This window comes from Mycobacterium botniense (assembly GCF_010723305.1).
In the GTDB taxonomy this organism is placed as follows: domain Bacteria; phylum Actinomycetota; class Actinomycetes; order Mycobacteriales; family Mycobacteriaceae; genus Mycobacterium; species Mycobacterium botniense.
The window spans coordinates 1,270,678-1,287,975 of sequence record NZ_BLKW01000004.1 but is presented as its reverse complement, the minus strand read 5'-3'; the positions used below and the strand labels follow the sequence as shown (position 1 = coordinate 1,287,975).

General features: G+C 65.2%; 17 protein-coding genes. 10 read left to right on the top strand and 7 right to left on the bottom strand.

The window, feature by feature from the left end:
• Positions 1–45: 45 nt before the first annotated feature.
• Positions 46–468, bottom strand: a complete 423-nt coding sequence (locus G6N08_RS15900) for a Fur family transcriptional regulator (RefSeq protein WP_163758842.1) — start codon at positions 466–468, stop codon at positions 46–48.
• A gap of 424 nt (positions 469–892) precedes the next feature.
• Here G6N08_RS15900 and G6N08_RS15895 point away from each other — a divergent pair, with 424 nt between their 5' ends.
• The 4 genes from G6N08_RS15895 to G6N08_RS15880 all read left to right on the top strand — a co-directional run bounded on the left by G6N08_RS15895 (position 893) and on the right by G6N08_RS15880 (position 4,248).
• The gene (locus tag G6N08_RS15895) at positions 893–1,393 is read left to right on the top strand and encodes a hypothetical protein (protein WP_163758840.1); all 501 of its coding nucleotides are present in this window, start codon (positions 893–895) and stop codon (positions 1,391–1,393) included.
• A 113-nt stretch (positions 1,394–1,506) separates the two neighbouring features.
• Positions 1,507–2,670 (top strand): LLM class flavin-dependent oxidoreductase, encoded by a 1,164-nt coding sequence (locus G6N08_RS15890; protein WP_163758839.1) that lies wholly within the window; start codon positions 1,507–1,509, stop codon positions 2,668–2,670.
• 99 nt (positions 2,671–2,769) lie between these two features.
• Positions 2,770–3,789, top strand: coding sequence for an NADP-dependent oxidoreductase (locus tag G6N08_RS15885; protein WP_163758837.1), 1,020 nt, complete (start codon positions 2,770–2,772; stop codon positions 3,787–3,789).
• A 90-nt stretch (positions 3,790–3,879) separates the two neighbouring features.
• Positions 3,880–4,248: a hypothetical protein gene (locus G6N08_RS15880; protein ID WP_163758836.1), complete on the top strand. Its 369-nt coding sequence runs from the start codon at positions 3,880–3,882 to the stop codon at positions 4,246–4,248.
• A 456-nt stretch (positions 4,249–4,704) separates the two neighbouring features.
• On the opposite strand, the gene G6N08_RS15875 is transcribed toward G6N08_RS15880, so the two are convergent.
• The 3 genes from G6N08_RS15875 to G6N08_RS20840 form a co-directional block, all read right to left on the bottom strand.
• Positions 4,705–5,559 carry a glycoside hydrolase family 16 protein gene (locus tag G6N08_RS15875; RefSeq protein WP_163758835.1) on the bottom strand — a complete coding sequence of 285 codons (855 nt, stop codon included), beginning with the start codon at positions 5,557–5,559 and terminating at the stop codon, positions 4,705–4,707.
• A gap of 84 nt (positions 5,560–5,643) precedes the next feature.
• The gene (locus tag G6N08_RS15870) at positions 5,644–6,309 is read right to left on the bottom strand and encodes a hypothetical protein (protein WP_163758834.1); all 666 of its coding nucleotides are present in this window, start codon (positions 6,307–6,309) and stop codon (positions 5,644–5,646) included.
• A gap of 109 nt (positions 6,310–6,418) precedes the next feature.
• On the bottom strand, positions 6,419–6,931 hold the full coding sequence (locus G6N08_RS20840; RefSeq protein WP_246216777.1) for a hypothetical protein: 513 nt from the start codon (positions 6,929–6,931) through the stop codon (positions 6,419–6,421).
• A 193-nt stretch (positions 6,932–7,124) separates the two neighbouring features.
• Between G6N08_RS20840 and tenA the strand changes: the two genes are divergently transcribed.
• Positions 7,125–7,790, top strand: a complete 666-nt coding sequence (gene tenA, locus G6N08_RS15860) for a thiaminase II (protein ID WP_163758833.1) — start codon at positions 7,125–7,127, stop codon at positions 7,788–7,790.
• 163 nt (positions 7,791–7,953) lie between these two features.
• Here tenA and G6N08_RS15855 read toward each other — a convergent pair whose 3' ends face one another.
• The gene (locus tag G6N08_RS15855; RefSeq protein ID WP_163758832.1) at positions 7,954–8,727 is read right to left on the bottom strand and encodes an enoyl-CoA hydratase/isomerase family protein; all 774 of its coding nucleotides are present in this window, start codon (positions 8,725–8,727) and stop codon (positions 7,954–7,956) included.
• Between the two features lie 112 nt (positions 8,728–8,839).
• On the opposite strand from G6N08_RS15855, the gene G6N08_RS15850 reads away from it, so the two are divergent.
• Positions 8,840–9,232 carry an NYN domain-containing protein gene (locus G6N08_RS15850; protein WP_163758831.1) on the top strand — a complete coding sequence of 131 codons (393 nt, stop codon included), beginning with the start codon at positions 8,840–8,842 and terminating at the stop codon, positions 9,230–9,232.
• Positions 9,233–9,537: 305 nt separating this feature from the next.
• Positions 9,538–9,840: an ANTAR domain-containing protein gene (locus G6N08_RS15845; RefSeq protein ID WP_163758830.1), complete on the top strand. Its 303-nt coding sequence runs from the start codon at positions 9,538–9,540 to the stop codon at positions 9,838–9,840.
• A 53-nt stretch (positions 9,841–9,893) separates the two neighbouring features.
• On the opposite strand, the gene G6N08_RS20835 is transcribed toward G6N08_RS15845, so the two are convergent.
• Together G6N08_RS20835 and G6N08_RS15835 are read right to left on the bottom strand one after the other, a co-directional pair.
• Positions 9,894–10,511 carry a PadR family transcriptional regulator gene (locus tag G6N08_RS20835; protein ID WP_246216855.1) on the bottom strand — a complete coding sequence of 206 codons (618 nt, stop codon included), beginning with the start codon at positions 10,509–10,511 and terminating at the stop codon, positions 9,894–9,896.
• Between the two features lie 751 nt (positions 10,512–11,262).
• Positions 11,263–12,630, bottom strand: a complete 1,368-nt coding sequence (locus tag G6N08_RS15835; RefSeq protein ID WP_163758828.1) for an MFS transporter — start codon at positions 12,628–12,630, stop codon at positions 11,263–11,265.
• Positions 12,631–13,037: 407 nt separating this feature from the next.
• On the opposite strand from G6N08_RS15835, the gene G6N08_RS15830 reads away from it, so the two are divergent.
• The 3 genes from G6N08_RS15830 (at position 13,038) to G6N08_RS15815 (ending at position 17,295) form a co-directional block, all read left to right on the top strand.
• Entirely contained in the window at positions 13,038–13,379 is a 342-nt protein-coding gene (locus tag G6N08_RS15830; protein WP_163758827.1) for a hypothetical protein, read from the top strand.
• Positions 13,380–14,256: 877 nt separating this feature from the next.
• Positions 14,257–16,266 (top strand): glycoside hydrolase family 172 protein, encoded by a 2,010-nt coding sequence (locus G6N08_RS15820; protein WP_163760728.1) that lies wholly within the window; start codon positions 14,257–14,259, stop codon positions 16,264–16,266.
• A gap of 174 nt (positions 16,267–16,440) precedes the next feature.
• Positions 16,441–17,295 (top strand): PadR family transcriptional regulator, encoded by an 855-nt coding sequence (locus tag G6N08_RS15815; protein ID WP_163758826.1) that lies wholly within the window; start codon positions 16,441–16,443, stop codon positions 17,293–17,295.
• Positions 17,296–17,298 lie beyond the last annotated feature (3 nt).

Here is a 17,298-nt window from a genome sequence, read left to right as displayed (position 1 = left end):
TGTCAGACACTGGAGAATTCCTTTCGGGGTAGGTAGGTGAATAGTTCACGCCTGAGAACACTCGGCGCACAGGCCCCAATAGATGACCTCCGCCTCGTCGAGCTCGAAGCCATAGTCGTCGGACGGGGTCAGACACGGTGCCGCGCCCACGGCGCAGTCGACATCTGCGATAACCCCGCAGGATCGGCAGACGACGTGATGGTGGTTGTCACCCACCCGGGATTCATAGCGAGCAACCAGGCCCGACGGCTGCATCCGCCGGATCAGACCCACCCGGGTAAGGGCATGCAGCACGTCATATACGGCCTGACGGGACACCTCGGGCAGGGCGTTACGCACGCTGCCGAAGATCGTTTCGGTGTCGGCGTGTGGATGCGCCTCCACCGCCTCCAACACTGTGACCCGCGGCCGGGTTACCCGGAGACCGGCCATACGCAGCCGCTCCGCGTAGCCCGGCATTGGGGACACAGAAACAATATTCGCACTTTTCTGGACTCAGTCAATACTTTTCCTCGTTTTAGTTGCTGCCGGCTTCCCGCGCTGCAAGCTTGAATTGGGCACAGCTTGGCGAGCCTAAAACACAGTCGCACAAGAAATTTCGATAATTCAGGAGACTCCGCAGTAATTGTCCAGCGCCCCGGGTAGTCGACGAATCAGCTACCTCAGACCAGGCGACGCAGGGACACGTCCAGAGCATCCCCGAGACCACTCAGCTGCGGAACACCCGGCCCGGCATCCCTTGCCGCCGCGGCATCTCACGGTGTCGCATCGGCAGCGCTCGATACCAATCTGCATGAATTCTCCTGCAACGCGCCCCCTGATATCCAACCGTTTTAGTTATGCACAGGTCGGGTATACGTCACGCGGACTTGCGACGAGAGTTGGGAGACCAATGAATTCCAAAGATAAGACACGGGCCGCACTATTCGGCGGTGCGGCCGTGCTGGTTTTAGCGGTCGGATGCGGTGGCGGCGGTAAGTCACCGAACACAACCACAACGACAACCCCGAAAACGACGACGACGACGATGACGACGACCCCCCCGTCCAGCGTGTCGCCTGCGCCGTCGCCGGGCGGCGGCGGACCCGGCGGCGGCTGGGGCACCATTCCGGGCGGCCCCGGCGGGGGAGGAGGCCCCGGCGGAGGCGGCGGCAGCATCCCCGGCGGACCCACCGGCGGCGGCGGACCCGGCGGCGGCTGGGGCACCATTCCGGGCGGCCCCGGCGGGGGAGGAGGCCCCGGCGGAGGCGGCGGCAGCATCCCCGGCGGACCCACCGGCGGCGGCGGACCCGGCGGCGGCTGGGGCACCATTCCGGGCGGCCCCGGCGGGGGAGGAGGCCCCGGCGGAGGGGGCGGGTGTATTCCCAGCGTAGGTTGCGCCGGATGGCCATGACCGGCTCGGCACCGCTGAGCTAGCCGCACCCGAGGGCCCACGATCGCTGCTTTGACGCCCGGAAACGATCGCGCACGCTAAGGTTCGGGCATCTCGACCGCAAGGGGACCGCCATGGCCAAACTCAGATTCGGGTACTTCATCGCCCCGTTTCACCGAGCGGGCACCAACCCGACACTCGCGCTGCAGCGCGACCTGGAATTCGTCGAATATATCGACAGGCTCGGCTTTGACGAAGTCTGGATCGGCGAGCATCACTCGGCGGGCAGCGAGATCATCAGTTCACCGGAGATTTTCATCGCCGCCGCCGCGCAGCGGACCCAACGGATCCGGCTGGGTACCGGGGTAATCTCACTCGCCTACCACAATCCGCTGTGGGTTGCCGACCGGCTAATGCTGCTTGACCACCTGACGCGGGGCCGTGTGATCGGCGGGGTGGGACCGGGCTCGCTGCCCACCGACTCCGCGATGATCGGCCTGAACCCGACCGACACGCGAGAGTTGCTGGAAACCAACCTCGACATCCTGGTCCGCCTGCTGGCCGGGGAGACCGTCACCGCGAAAACCAGGACGCACGAATTGTTCGACGCCCGGCTGCAGCTCGCCCCGTACTCCGAGGGAGGAATTCCCCTGGCGGTCGCCGCTGTCGCGTCGCCGACCGGGGCACGGCTGGCCGGCAAGCACGGGATCGGCCTGCTGTCCATCGGAGCGACGATGACCGTCGAAGGTTTCGACGCGCTGGCCTACCACTGGGGCATCGCCGAAGAGCGCGCCGCAGCCTTCGGCAAGCAAGTCGACCGTAAAGACTGGAGACTGGTCGGCCCTTTCCATATCGCCGAGAGCGACGAACAGGCCCGCGCCGACGTGAAATTCGGTATCGAGCCGTGGTTTCGCTACTTCCAGAAGGTGGCCGCGTTCCCGCAGATGACGATGCCGGGTGATCGCCTCGACGAGATGATCGACATCATCAACAATGCGGGAGCCGGGGTGATCGGCACACCGGAGCGGGCGCGGGCACAGATACAGCGGCTGTGGGAGCAGTCCGGCGGATTCGGGTGCATGTTGCAGATGGCCCACGAATGGGCAAACCCGGCAGCCACCAAACGCTCGGCTGAGCTGTTCGCCGCCGAGGTGCTGCCACACTTCCAGGGCCAGGCGCAACCCACGCTCGAGGCCGCCGCCCGCGCCAGCGACGTGCGCGACGAGCTCGCACGTACCCAACTGCAGGCCATCGACCAGATGACCAAGAAGTACCACAACGAAACCGGGCCCAGGTAAACATCACGACAACGGCCGTCGGCGTGGCCGCGGCGTCCGGACTGCACGCCCGTGCGGTCAGCACTGGTGAAATGAAACAGACTGTGGCAGTTTCGCATCGTGCCCGACTTGACAAACCGCCAGATTGTGCTGCGCCGCCGCCCCAAAGGACTGGTTCAACCTGCTGACACCGAACTGGTCAGCGCACCCGCACCGCAACCCGCCGAGGGCGAGGCGCTGGTACGTGTCACCTATGTCGGCATCGATGCCGCGGTCCGTACGTGGCTCAATGACCAGCCCAGCTACCTGCCGCCGGTGCAGCTAGGCGAGGTTATCCGAGCGGCCGGGATCGGCGAGGTGGTGGCCTCCCGTTGTCCTGCCTACACCGTCGGTGATGTGGTCACCACACTCTCGGGCTTCCAGGAGTACGTGATCGTCCGCGATGATGTGTTCACCACACCGATTCCCGGGGCACCCGATCAGCTCGCGGTGATGTCGGTGTACGGGCCGACCGGCGCCACCGCCTACTTCGGGATGACCGACATCGGCCGGCCGCAACCGGGGGAGACGGTGGTGGTGTCGGCCGCGGCGGGCGCCACCGGGTCGGTGGCCGGTCAGATCGCCAAGATCGCCGGAGCCCGGGTGGTGGGCATCGCCGGCGGGCCGCAGAAGTGTCGCGTTGTGGTCGACGACTTCGGGTTCGACGCGTGCATCGACTACAAGCAGGGTGACCTGGCGGCGGCGCTCAAGCAACACTGTCCCCGCGGGGTCGATGTCTACTTCGACAACGTCGGCGGGGCAGTTCTCGATGCGGTGCTGGGCCGGCTGGCGCCCAGGGCGCGAGTCGTGCTGTGCGGCGTCATTTCCAGCTACCTCACCGGTGAGCATCCCGGTCCAGCCAACTATGTCAATCTGTTAGCCAAGACCGCCCTCATGCAGGGCTTCAACGCGCTGGACCAGTGGGGCCGCTTCGATGAGGCCTTCGCAGCGCTGCGCGAATGGGAGCAGAAAGGCCTGCTTGTGCATCGCGAGACCATCCTGGAGGGCATCGAGTCGTGTGTCGATGCCCTCAACGGCTTGTTCACCGGGGCCAACATCGGCAAGATGCTGGTCAAGCTCGGCGAGCCCACCACATCCTGATGTGCACCCGTGGCGGCGGGCTGGCTTTGAGGGCGAAAGACCGCGCACCATGGTCCCGCTGGTGACGTCATCGAACTAAAGTGATCGCCTATGACGACGCCGGCAAACCTGTGGGGCGACGCGTGGGGACCGCGTCTGCACATGAATCAGGTGCTGACCCGCAGACGGGCGCGACGGATGAGCCGGCGCTTTGCTGATGTCGGTATTGGGATACCGGCGGCGCGCCTTCAGGCGATCGCGGCGGGCGCGCCGGTCGCCTCCGACGAACTGGTCGATGTTCATTTTGCGCTTGTCGCGACCGAGATAACGCGCCAGCAGCGCCTGGCGAAGTTGCAGCAGATGCGGCGCCGGGCTATCCGAGGGCTTTTACTGGCAGGCCTGGTGCTCGTCGCGTTGAACCTGCTGTTGTGCATGGCCTGCCTGTTCATCAGCCTGACCTTGCACGGCTCGCCGTTTTGACCTGGCGAGAAGATTGACCTGAGATGAGTTCGCGGGGGGTCGGTTCAGACGCTTCGCCCAGGGTGTCGGACCGCGGCGGATGGCTGTCCGGCGGTGTACTCCCCGATAGCGGGGATGTCCAAGCCCCGCGCAGCGCGGGTGAATGACGCCCACTGCGCTCCCTTTTCCGGTGAGCACCCGGGTGAACGTGTCCGTCGTGAGGAGGCCAGGAGAGTCGGATGTCTGACGCACGGGCTCACGGCATCAATCCACGGTTCCCGTGGAAACCCTCCGATGCTGATTTACAGGCTCAAAGCACACCGGTCTTTGCGGGGACAACCACGACGAACACCACGAACGATCCCGCCGCACCCACGGTGAGCACAACAGGTGACCACCGCCGAATCTTCGCGGACCACGGTGCGCCCACCCGGCGCCGGTCTACCGACTTGCCGAAGCCCATGTCATCAGCGGCCCTTACCAGACGCGCACATAGTCGATGAGCATCTCCGCCGGGTAGGTGCCCGGCCGGGGATCGCCCCCACCCGAGCCGGCCACCGCCAGGTTCAACACCGGGTAGAGCTGATAGCTGGGATTGTTGAACGGCCAGTCCGGCAACGAATTCGCCGGAACATCGAAATAGGGTGGCGCGCCGTCGACGTAGTCTTGCCAGAAGCGGATGCCGGCCGCATCCCATTGGCATCGCCAGGTGTGCCACCCGCTATCCATTGCGATCTGGTGGGTCGCCCATTCCGAACCGTTTGCTTTGGCGTGAACAGTGGTTGCCGACGGCCAATTGCCGTTGCCGTACCACTCGAACACGTCGATCTCGCCGCGCTCGTCGTTACCCAGCCACCACGCAGGCCAGCAACCGGCCGTCAGGCAATCGAGTTTGATCCTGGCTTCCCAGGTATGACCGATGCCACCCCGCCACGGGCTTTGAACCTTGCCGCTGTAGTAGGTGTTACCGTCTTTCGCGGCCCGCAGAACAAGGTTGGACTTGCCGTCAAGGAATACGTTTCGGCGGTCGTCGCGATATTGCCCGACGTTCTCGGGTCTTTCCCAAAATGTCGGATCCTTCATCGGCTCCCGGGCTCGCGCTACCGTCCATTTCGACGGATCGGGGGCCGCACCCGCCGGTCCGTCGAATTCGTCGTGGAAAAGGTAGCTCCCGGCGGCTGTGTTACCGGGCGGCGCCTCGGGCCCTGGACCGCGTCGGGCCGGCGTGTGGCGTCCGGATACCGAGGCCCCGGCCGGCTGGGCTGGCATCGCGGCGCCCAGCACACCGATGCCTGCCATCACCATCACACTGCGACGAGTCATCTCAGGCACAGCTGAACGATAGCCCAACAGACCATGGTGGACGCCAGCAGCGCAGGTCAGCCCCGCTGGCCCGGTATCCCCGGTATCGACGTGCTACCGGTCGATCTCACCGGAGATCCCCCGCTCGATTCGCTCTTGTGTCACCGTCGGCAACACGATCAGACCGTCGAGTTCATGGCGTGCACGGTGGTACGCGCGCTGGCGCTCATGCGGTGTCGCCGCGGGGTCCGCCGCCACGCGCAAAAGAGTCTGGGCGCGAGAGATCCGCTGCTGCGCGTCGTGCGGAAAGTCGTTGCGGCGCCGGCGGATGGCCTCCGCCTCAACGGCGTTGAATGCGGTCACGTACTCCTCGACGGCGGTGAGGTACCGGTCCGCGGCTTCGCGATCATCGAGCAGATCTTCGGCTTTGACGGGCCGCAAAAGATCCGCCCGCAACTTGGCCTTGTGAAAGTCCATGGTGAGCGGGTCGCGCAGATCGGTCATCAGCGGGAAATCCAGCAGTGCGGCGGGGTCGAGTTCATAGTCCAGCCAGCGCGCATCCGTCCTGCTGTGCTCTTCGATGACGCGCCGGATCAAGGCCCACCGCGCCGCGGGGTTGCCGCCGACGCCTCTGCGGGATCGTTCATCCGGGGCGCGGGCGTCGGCGGACTCGACATTACGCCGCGGATTAGCCGTGAACGCTTTGACGGCGGCAATGATCGCACCGGCCAGCGGCAGGATCACCAGCAAAAGCTCCGCCAGCCGGACTAGTGCACCCATGCCGCGAGGATGCCACCATAATCTGTCCGGCGCTGCTCGTCAGCGCAGGATCGGACGGCTGCGGCGAACCCGAATGGGTCACCGCGCCAATCGCACAGCCGCAGCGGGTTCACATCCACACGTACAGGCGGGGATTAGCCGGATCGCGGCGCGCACCCTCTCGCGCGAAAGAAACCACGGTGTCAGAACCGGCCAGTTTGACGTTAATCGCCGAGGAGTCCGCGGAGACAGCGGCGACGGTGCCGATGTGGTACCTGTGCTCGTCCTCCCACCTGATCATGACGGGACGACCGAGATGGTGTACGGAAAGCTCCTCCGGGGCGACCTCCGTGGGTTGCGCTGCTAACGCCGGTGGCCCGGCGGTGGGCTGGGCATGAGCGGGCGCAGCCTGTGCAGCGGCATCAGACCATGCGCGGTCGTCGCCGAAATACTCCACATCGTCGCTGCTGCGCTCGAACCGATTCAGCACAGACTGGGCCGGACGCACGGCCGGGGCATCATCGTCAACCCACAGTTTCCACCCCGGGGGAGGGGGCGGCCAGGACGGATCCGGTGACCATTGCGGCGGCGGCACCCAACCCTCGGGCGGCTTGGGCCAGTTCGGGGGAGGGTTGTAACGCATCAACAGTTACCTCTGGTAAATCGACGGTCCGCGTTACAGCAACCATATCTCCGCTCACCGGGCGCACCGGCGGATACGGGGCGATCGATTCGCGGCACGGGCACGGCGACTCAACCATCGTTGTGGACATCCGTCGAGCCGCTATCCCGAGCACCGCGACACCAGGGTGCTGGGCGCTGGAATCATCGCGGGTGTGACGCGAAAAAGTTGGACCCGGCGGTTATGGGCCGATGTCGTGCCCACCTACACGGCAATCCTGCATCACCCGTTTGTGGCCGGGCTGGCCGACGGCAGCCTTCATCCAGATGCGTTTGCCCACTACCTTGTCCAGGACACGTATTATCTGCCCGATTTCGCGCGTGCGCTCAGCGTCGTGGCCGGCAAGGCACCCGGCCACGCTGATATGGGCTTGCTCGTGCGGCACGCCGCCGCCACCGTCGACGTCGAGCTCACTCTGCACGAGTCCCTGCTGCCCGAACTCGACATCGACTACGCCGGTGCCGCGCCGGCCGGGCCGACGACCCGTGCCTACACCAGCTACCTGTTAGCCACCGCGTACGGCGGCAGCTTTGCCGACGGAGTGGCGGCAGTCCTGCCGTGCTACTGGATTTACGCCAAGGTGGGCGCCGAGCTGGGCCGGTGCGGCTCACCCGATCCGCGTTACCAGCGTTGGATCGACACCTATTCCGCTGACGACTATCAGACCATGGTCGCCGAGGTGCTGGACCTGGCTAACAACATCGGCGAAACCCTTTGTACGACTGAGGAAATCCGCGCCCGATCGCATTTCACCACGGCTGCCCGCTACGAGTGGATGTTTTGGGATGCCGCCTGGCGCCGCGAGACATGGCCGGTCTAGCACTGGGTGGGCAGCAGCCGTTTGGTTAACCAGTGACCACCGTCTCGGCGGGCGAGTTGCCGCGCGGCCAAAACTGATTGCTGGTTGCAGCTGAAAAATACAGACAGAAAATAACTTTCAGCGTTTTCACCCGAGTTGACAATAGTGGCCGACCGAGCCGGGGTCAGCGACCCCGCCACTCGGGTTTGCGTTTCTCGCGCCACGCCCGAATACCTTCGATCACATCACCGGTTGACCCGACGACCTTGCGCATCGTTTCACCGAACCGCACCGACTCGATCCAGCCCATGTCCGCGGTGCGCCAGGCCACCTCTTTGGTTGCGCGTTGGGCCAGAGGAGCGGCTTCGGTCAGGGTTTCCGCCCACGCCCGAGCCTCCGCCTGCAGCGCGTCGGGCTCGACAAGCTTCCACACCAGACCGATCTCTTTGGCCCGCTGCGCGCTCATCGGCTTCCCGGTCAATAACAGCTCCATCGCGTTGGCCCACCCGACCCGATGGGGGAGCCGGATGGCTCCAACGATGGTGGGCATCCCGAGCAACACCTCGGGGAAGGAGAAGCTGGCCTCGGTATCGGCGATCACGAAATCGCAGAACAGCACCCCGGTCAGCCCGTAGCCGATACAGGGACCGTGCACGGCAGCGATCGTCGGCTTGAAAAGTTCCATGCCGCTCTCGAAGGAGTTGATCGTCGGCTTCTCCCAAAAGGTGCCGCCGAAGGTGCCGACGGCGCCGTCGCCATCGTTAAGGTCGGCGCCGGCGCAGAAGACGCTACCGTTGGCCGTCAGAATCCCCACCCAGGCGTCTTCCTCATCACGGAACCGGTCCCAGGCCGCGTTCAGGTCGCGGCGCAGTGCTCCGTTGATGGCGTTGCGAGCCTCGGGACGGTTGAGGGTGATGGTGGCGATGTGCTGGGTCAGCTCATAGGTGACGAGGCTCATGGCTTGCACCTTAGTTTCGCTGCGTTATCGGCCTGGCCACGAGGTGCCGCCGGCGGACTGGGTGCAAGTGTGCGGGGTCCCCGAGTGAAGGCCGGCCCCGTAGTGTCAGATTGTGCGATGGATCGTTGACGCCATGAACGTGATCGGTTCTCGCCCGGACGGCTGGTGGAAGGACCGCCGACGTGCGATGGTCAGGCTGGTGGATCAGTTGGAGCGCTGGGCTTCGGCGGAAGGACACCACGTGACAGTGGTATTCGAGCAGCGGACGTCACCGCCGATTCACTCATCCGTTGTCGAGGTAGGACACGCCCCCAACGCAGGCCCAAACGCCGCCGACGACGAGATTGTCCGGCTGGTCCGCGCTGATGACCGACCGCAGGACATCAACGTCGTGACATCTGACATCACCTTGGCCGGCCGCGTCCGGCACGCGGGCGCATCCACCTATCCGGCGGCAAGCTTCCGCAATCTCATCGAACGGCTTCCCAACCCGAAACACGATTAGGCACACCACAAGCAAATCCGTTGCGGTGTAAGTCAATACCAGCAGGTGGCCGTTACCGGCAGCTGGGCGTTTTCATGCTCCTGCCACCACAGGTATTGGCGCATATGCGCGCGGGGACGTGGCGCCGCTGTGTACCGAGACGATCACAGGTCCATATCAATGTCGACGGCGCTCTGGCACAGCCAGCGGAATACCCAAATCATGGCACAGGGCGCGATAACTGATGAGCGCCGCGAGAGTCCCGCGCCCACAGGGTTCTTCCGCCGTCTCGGCGGGACCAGTATCAGGCAGGAGGTAGGCACGGCATGACGGCGGACTGGTTTCCCGCCCAGACCTCATTCGACCTGCATGGTGGTCGGATCCTCGACACCGCGCAGGGCATACTGATCGGCCTTCGCCGGTGCTCTTCGGAGACGGCTTTACACGAATTGCTCAGCGCCGCCAAACGACACCAAATGCCGGTGTTCACGATGGCGTGGGCGCTTGTTCACCTCGCAAGCGGTGCCGATGCCGACCGAAAGAGCATCCACAGTTTCGTCGGTGCACAGTCAGCGGCCCGTCACGAATGGGGTGAACTGCTCGCAGGGCCCGCGGTACCGGCCTGTTGACAGCAGCACAACACCAGCGCCCGGCCAATCACCGTGACAATGGCCGCTGATGTCTACTCCGATTCAGCCAGCATGGTGTAGATCTCGCGGCGGGCTTTTTTGAGAATAGCCACGACGCGTTGCTGTTGTTCACCGGTGGCCGCGTACACGGATTGCACCACCGCCCCGTATAGCTGGCCCAAGGCTGCGCGCAGGTTGACCTGATCTTGGTCGGCGTCTTCCGTGATCTCCTCCCATGGCGGGGTCTTGATCTTTTCAGCCGCGGCCCGACCTTCGTCGGTCAACTCGAAACGCCTTTTGTTGCCTTCAGTTTCGGAGCCCACGATCAGGCCCTCGTCTTCTAGCAACTGCAATGTCGGATACACCGATCCCGGACTGGGCCGCCACATGTCCCGGCTCCGTTCGGCGATCTCCTGGATCATCTCGTAACCGTGCATAGGGTGCTCCGCGAGCAGGGCCAGAATCGCCGCGCGCACATCACCGCGGCGGCCGCGCCGACCCGGGCCACCACGCCGGCGGCCGCGGCCCTCCCGGCCGAGACCTATCCCGAAACCAAAACCGGGGCCGGGCCCGAAACCAGCTCCGGGCCCAAGGCCAAAATCCGGCGCTGGTCCGTTCGCCTCGCGGTGATGCTCACGCCCATGTCCATGGGGATGCTCAGCGTCCCGGATTGCATGCGGCGGGGGTGGGGGTCCTTCAGCCGGCGGCGGTGGGTGGCCGGGGCCATGCTCATGCGGAGGTGGGGGCAGGTGGCCCCGGTGCTTTTTCGGCCCGGGCGCCTTTTTCCCGGGTACCTTCTTGCCGGGGGCTTTCTTGCCGGGACCTTTCTTTGGGCCGTGCTCATGCGGCGGCCCTGCCGGGCGACCCGGGCCATGTTTGGGGCCAGGAGCGAGTTTCGGTTCGCGGTGGCCTAATCCGGGACGGTGCTGAGGGTCGTCGCCGGGGGCGAAACCCGGGCCGAATCCGGGCTCCTCGCCGTAGTACGGTTCGAGGTCGGTTTCGTCGTCGTAGTCAGGCTCCTCCTCATCGTCGGGCTCCAGCACCGACTCCTCCTCGTAGTCGGGTTCCCAGTCGGCCTCGATCGGGTGTTTGTCTTGGTAGAGGTCGAGGTCTTCGCTGGGCTCTCCGTACTCGTGCGGCCGTGCCGTGGGACTCAAGGGTCGATGGTCGGCACCAGCTTCGAGCTCGACGGGAGTTTCGATATTTCTGTCCGCGGATTCCCCGCGGGTGAGGGGATCGGTGACCTGTGCGGCCTTGTCTTTGTCTTTCTTGGATCGCCCGTGCGGGTGGTCGCTGGATGTTTGGGGCTCAGTCATCGTTCAGCTCTCCGTTCCAGTGGCGCAGTTCCGATACCAAAAGATATATCGGAAGCTATCGAGATGCAACGGTTTGGGGTGAATTTCCGGCGGTCGGGTGCTCGGCTCAGTCACGGTCCCCGTTGGGGTCGGGCGCCAGATGGCTCCGGCCAGGCCGGTCGACCGGCGCCGTTACCCGCACGTGACGATTGGGGGGTGACTGGGCCAATACCCGCCAATCAGCCTCGTCCTGCGACGATGGGATGCCGACCGATCGGGAACTATCACGTGTTTCCGGCATCGCGATCAGGTAGAAGACGAAACCGGCGGCAGCGATAGCGCCCAGGGTCACGAATGCCACGTGGTAGCCGGCGGTGACCACGATCCAGCCAGCGGCGAAGTTCGAGAGCGAAGAGCCCACACCCCACGCGGTGGTGATCGCCGCCAGGCTGACGTTGTAACGCCCGGTTCCATGGGTAACGTCCTGAACGATCAGCGGAAATAAGACCCCGAAAATACCGGCGCCGACACCGTCGAGCAGCTGCACACCGACAAGCCAGTAGGAGTTGTCCGAGATCGCGTAGAGCAAGCCACGAACCGTTAACACCGCGAAACCCGTCAAAAAGATCGGCTTTCGTCCCCACCGATCGGCCTTAGCGCCCGCGATGTACGCCACCGGGACCATGACCGCCTGCGCGGCGACGATGCACACCGACATCAGCGCCGTGCCGATGCCTTTGTTGTGCAGCGCCAGCTCTTGGCCCACCAGCGGCAGCATGGCCGCGTTGGCGAAATGAAAGACCACCACAACGACGGCGAAAATCATCAATCTGCGGTTGTGCAGCAACACCGCGAACCGCGAGGGTTGTCTCGGCGGCCCAGCCGGGGTGAGGTCCATACCGCGTGCCATGTCGTGGTCGATCGCTTCCCGCGGGATCCGCAGGGTTGCCAGCACACTGATCACCGCCATCCCCGCCAGCACCCAAAACACCACCACGGGACCGGTGAAATAAGCCAGTCCACCGGCAGCAGCAGCGGTCGCCGCAGTTCCGGCATGTCGGAACGACTCGTTGCGGCCAACTCGCCGGGAGAAAAATCGGGGACCGACAATCCCGAGCGTGATCGCGGCCAATGCCGGCGCGAAAACCGAGCCCGCGATCCCCGTGGCCGCTTGCAGGAACGAGATCGAAGAAAAGCCGGGAAACAGCGGCATCGCCAAAGCGCTGGCACTGACCGCCGCTGCAGCGGCGATGATCAGCGCCCGCTTCGCGGTTGTGCGGTCGACCAAGGCGCCGACCGGCGTCTGCGCGATGATCGCCGCGATACCGCCGACCGCCATGACAAAGCCGATCGAGGCCTGGTCCCAATGGTGGGTCAGCAGCAGGTAGATCGACAGGTACGGACCTAGACCATCACGAACATCGGCCAATGAGAAACTGAGTAAGTCCAGGGCGTGTGATATTCGCCGTGGAAGCACGTCAGCGATGTCCGGCATCGCTGGATGCGGGTTGGTTCGGGCCCGTGTCGATTGGTGGGTAGCTCGTCATGGGACTCCCGGTCTGGATTGGTGTCGTTCGGCCCACGGTAGCCAGCGAAGATGAAATAGATCTGAAGACCCACGCCCGGGTTGTGCCGTCGGACCTGATCAGCCCACCGCTACACGTCGCGCAGACACGCATTCGGCGACGATTTCGGCCCGCCCGCTCACGCTGTGCCGGGGGATTGATCTTGCCAGCTGACGGTAGCTGGGATTCACCCAGCGCTGGCCTGGAGCAGTTGCGCCGATCAGCTGGTAAGCAGGATTACGACCACCAGGCCGGCTGCGGGAGCGAACAACGGCTCACCCGCCGACTGGCTGACGTGGGGCGACAGGCTCGGCCGGTCTGCAGAAAGGGACGGTGGATGAAAACTTTCACCGACGACGAGATGAACCAACAAATGATCAATGCGCGGCCGTATAGCCTCGTCATCCTCAAACCCGGGCCGAATTCCTCAGATGAATCGGCACCGTCGCTGATGTGGGAGCACGCGCGGCGCAACTTTGGCCTGCGCGATGCCGGTGTGCTCGCAGCGACTTTGGTCGTGCTCGATGACTCAGATCTTTGGGGCATCCGGGTGTTAACTGGCACGGTCGATGACACCGTTGCGCTGATGAACGAGGACCCGGCAGTGGCCGCCGGGATCTTCACCGTCGAAGTGCATCCGTGCCGCGGGTTCGTGGGAGGGGCGACCGAGGCCGATTGAGGACCAGGCAACGGGCGACCGGCAGCCCGTGTTGCGAGGTACGGGTACACCCGGTTGTCCGCCCCAACCACCTCGATTGAGGCGGACAACCAGGTGCCGTAGCGCGACGGCGTTAAAAACCCGGCGGGGGCGGCGGTCCGAACGGTGCCGGCGGGGGCGGCGGTCCGAACGGTGGGGGCGGGGGCGGCGGTCCGAACGGTTCCGGCGGTGGTGGCGGTCCGGGTTGCCACGGCCCCATCGGTCCAGGTGGTGGCGGTCCGGGTTGCCACGGCCCCATCGGTCCAGGCGGTGGCGGTCCGGGTTGCCACGGCCCCGGCGGCGGGTCCGCACTCGCTGCCGGGACACCAAAGCCCGCCATGGCCATCCCCACCACACCCGCGAGCAACGGGCCAGCAATGAGTTTCTTGCTCTTCACACTTCGCATACCACTCCTCATCGGGTTACTGCACACTCCTGATCGGGTTAGCAGGGATGGGTTGGTGGTCATGGTGACCGCAATCTGATCCTCGCCGAGACCTCTCGGCAGCCGATACCCATCGTTACCGGCAGCACTACCCCCTGGTCGATCGAATGCCCCTTATGGCACAAAAATCTACCCGCACGATCTCCCGTCTTGGCAATGACGTCCCCGGCGGGCCGTCAGGCCGACGCCGCGGCACCGGCGCCGGCCCGCATCATCGCGGCGATAGTGCAGATCCTGAACGGTGTAACAGCCCGGGGGAAACCTCCGGGGAAACCCCGGGGGAAACCTCAGGGGAAACCCCGGGGGAAACCTCAGGGGAAACCCCGGGGGAAACCTCAGGGGAAACCCCGGGGGAAACCTCAGGGGAAAGTAGCCTTCGGTGCTATGCCGGAGGTGGTCCGGGCGTTGTCGACGATGTTCGCGGTACCGCTGCTGGGGAGTGCCGCCATGGGTCCTGCAAGCGCGGCGCCCGCTGAGCCGGTGATCCCAGAACTCGGCACACGGTTGGTGGGCTGGGATACCTACCGCCGATTGGATCGGTTGCCGTATCTGAGCGCCGACACGCAAACCCTGCAGGTGTCAAGTTTCGATCGCAGCGGCGGAGATTTCGACGTGTCCACCGGTAATCGCAACGGTACCGGTGGCTGTCTGGCTTCCGGTGGTGCCGGTTGTGTGATCGCCGAGGATCGCGGTGCCGGCGAGGTTGATTCGATCTGGTTCACCCGCGACGGCGGCAATGTGCGTGCGTTGGGAACGATCCGCATTGAGCTAGATGGAAACCCAGTCGTAGACGCCCCGGTGCAAGCATTGGTCGACGGTGCGCTGGGTGCGCCATTCCGGTGGCCTCTGGTGGCCAACGCCGCGCAGTCGCCGGGGGGCGTGTACGTCAAGGTGCCGATGCCGTACCGGCAGTCGATGCGGATCAGTGTCACATCGAATGTGGAGTACTACCACATCGACTATCGCAAGTTCGCAACGGCCGACGGCGTGAGCACTTTCTCGCCCTCCGATCCCGCGCTCGACGTACTCGCCATGCTCGGCGCGGCGGGCACCATGGATCCCAAACCGGAAATGCCCGGACTCATCCATGACCGTCGGAGCGTCGACCTGGGCGCCCATACCGAGCTCACGGTCGCCGAACCGGCGGGACCGGGCATGATCTCGGCGCTGCGGCTGCAACTACCAGAATCGGCAGATCAGCTCCTGGCCGGCGTGCGGCTGCGCATCGAGTTCGACGGACGAACCATGGTCGACTCCCCAGTTGGGGAATTCTTCGGCGCCGGGCTGGGTGTCAGCACCGTGCGATCGCTGATGTTCGCCACCATCCCACAAGCCGGGGGACCGGTGTCGCTGGCGGAATGGTGGCCGATGCCCTTCGCCCGCTCTGCCCGCATCTGTCTCGTCAACACCACCGACGACCCCGTCCCCGGGCTCGACAGCGAGGTCGCGACCACACCCGACCCGCAATGGGCACCCGCGCTGGCCAGCGGCCGCGCCGGCTACTTCACCGCCCGCTCGCATGCCGGACCAACGATTCTCGGCCAGGACTGGTTGTTCGCCGACGAGCAGGGCCACGGCAAATTCGTCGGCGTCAGCCACACCATGCGTGGTTCCCGGATCACAACGTCGTTCAGCGCCGAAGCCCCGTACTTCCTGGAAGGTGCCGAGCGCGTGTACACGGACGGCTCCGCGTCGCCGCAGTGGTACGGCACCGGCACGGAGGACTTTTACGAGGGTGGCTGGTACTTCAACAACGGCAGCCGCTATAGCGCTCCGCTCACCGGCCAACCCGACCACCGCGTGGCCACGAACGGGTGCACAGACTACTGCGTTGCCGCCTACCGGCTGCTGCTTGCCGACGCCATCGACTACCACTCCGGCATCCGCTTCGGCATCGAACACGGCAAACGCAATCTGGTTCAACCGTATTACAGCTCAACCGCATTCCTCTACACGCAACCGAACGACACCATGACACGCAGCGACGACATCAACCCCGCCGATCCGGTCAGCCGGCTGCTGCACGGCTACACCGACGGTGCCGCCACCGAGCACATGCTGATCAGCGAGTACGAGGGGAGCGAGGACACCCGCCCCGTCATCGGGTTCGTGCGCTTCACCCGCGACACGATCACATTCCACGTCCTGATCGGCCCGGACAACCACGGCATCGTGCTGCGCCGCATGTCTGACCAGGGAGACGGCTATCAATCGGCAGATGTCGCCCTTGACGGCGCACCTGCCGGGAACTGGTTACAGCCACGCAGCAATACCTCCCACCGCTGGCTAGAGGACGCATACCTCGTGCCTGAGTCGCTCACCGCAGGCAAAGCCCTTGTCACGGTTACGCTGACACCTAGCCCCAGTACTGCACCCTGGACTGCTGGCCACTATCGCATTGACGCACTGACCTTGACGCACTGACCCACGCCGCTCCCGGGCGTCGCCGGCGGCCCTGACCTCGCTTGTGCCATGCGCACCCCCGAAAGGGATGACACCAGCACCGCCTGCACTGAGCCTCCACACCGTGCTTGCAATACGATATTAATAGATATATCGTTTCATATCGCAAGTGTGCTGCGGCTGCGGGAGGCGACCATGAGTGAAATACCATCGCCGGACGACCGCCGGGTCCACGGGGAGTCCGATGAGAAGGGCGTCAGACCCGAACCCGATGGGGAAGCCGGATACGGCCGCGCGCATCACCCCGGCCCCGGCCATGACCCTCGTCCCAGGCTCGCCCCGGGCTCCACGCCGGGCCCCGCTCGGCCACCCCGGGAGCACCGGCCCGCCCCAAAGAAAGCTCCTGGCAAAAAGGTGCCGGGGAAGAAGGTTCCCGGGCCGAAAAAACATCCCGGCCACCCTCCGCCGCCTCACGGCCATGGCCCCGCCGGCCCCGGGTGGGATGTTGACCTGCGGCCCAGCGCCGGCCTTGGTCTCGGGCCCGGCGCCGGTTTCGGATTCGACTTCGGCCCAGGCGCCCGCGGTACCCGGCGCGGGTCGGCCACCGGTCGCCGCGGGCGCCGTGGTGATGTTCGCGCGGCCATCTTGGCGCTGCTCAGCGAGCGCCCCATGCATGGCTACGAGATGATCCAGGAAATCGCCGCACGCACTCACGATTTGTGGCGGCCCAGCCCCGGCTCGATATACCCGACGCTGCAGCTGCTCGACGAGGAGGGACTGATCGTCGGTTCCGAAAGCCGGGGGAGCCAAAAGCTTTTCGAGTTGACCGACAAGGGGCGCGCCGCCGCCGCGACGATCAAAACCCCGCCATGGACGCAGATCGCCGAAGCGGTCGACTCCGCTCACGTGAACCTGCGGGAGCTGTTGGATGAGTTAATCGGCGCGGTGCGGGCCGTCTACGCGACCGCTCCGGACCAACTGCAGCGCGTCGTCACCATCCTCAAAAACGCCCGCCGCGACATTTACACCCTGCTCGCCGAATCCGACTAACAG

Excerpts from the sequence above, each read along its gene's own strand:
- G6N08_RS15895 (WP_163758840.1), top strand. The coding sequence starts at position 893 with ATGAATTCCAAAGATAAGACACGGGCCGCACTATTCGGCGGTGCGGCC.
- G6N08_RS15890 (WP_163758839.1), top strand. The coding sequence starts at position 1,507 with ATGGCCAAACTCAGATTCGGGTACTTCATCGCCCCGTTTCACCGAGCG.
- G6N08_RS15880 (WP_163758836.1), top strand. The coding sequence starts at position 3,880 with ATGACGACGCCGGCAAACCTGTGGGGCGACGCGTGGGGACCGCGTCTG.
- G6N08_RS15870 (WP_163758834.1), bottom strand. The coding sequence starts at position 6,309 with ATGGGTGCACTAGTCCGGCTGGCGGAGCTTTTGCTGGTGATCCTGCCG.
- G6N08_RS20840 (WP_246216777.1), bottom strand. The coding sequence starts at position 6,931 with ATGCGTTACAACCCTCCCCCGAACTGGCCCAAGCCGCCCGAGGGTTGG.
- G6N08_RS15855 (WP_163758832.1), bottom strand. The coding sequence starts at position 8,727 with ATGAGCCTCGTCACCTATGAGCTGACCCAGCACATCGCCACCATCACC.
- G6N08_RS15845 (WP_163758830.1), top strand. The coding sequence starts at position 9,538 with ATGACGGCGGACTGGTTTCCCGCCCAGACCTCATTCGACCTGCATGGT.
- G6N08_RS15835 (WP_163758828.1), bottom strand. The coding sequence starts at position 12,630 with ATGCCGGACATCGCTGACGTGCTTCCACGGCGAATATCACACGCCCTG.
- G6N08_RS15830 (WP_163758827.1), top strand. The coding sequence starts at position 13,038 with ATGAAAACTTTCACCGACGACGAGATGAACCAACAAATGATCAATGCG.
- G6N08_RS15820 (WP_163760728.1), top strand. The coding sequence starts at position 14,257 with ATGTTCGCGGTACCGCTGCTGGGGAGTGCCGCCATGGGTCCTGCAAGC.
- G6N08_RS15815 (WP_163758826.1), top strand. The coding sequence starts at position 16,441 with ATGAGTGAAATACCATCGCCGGACGACCGCCGGGTCCACGGGGAGTCC.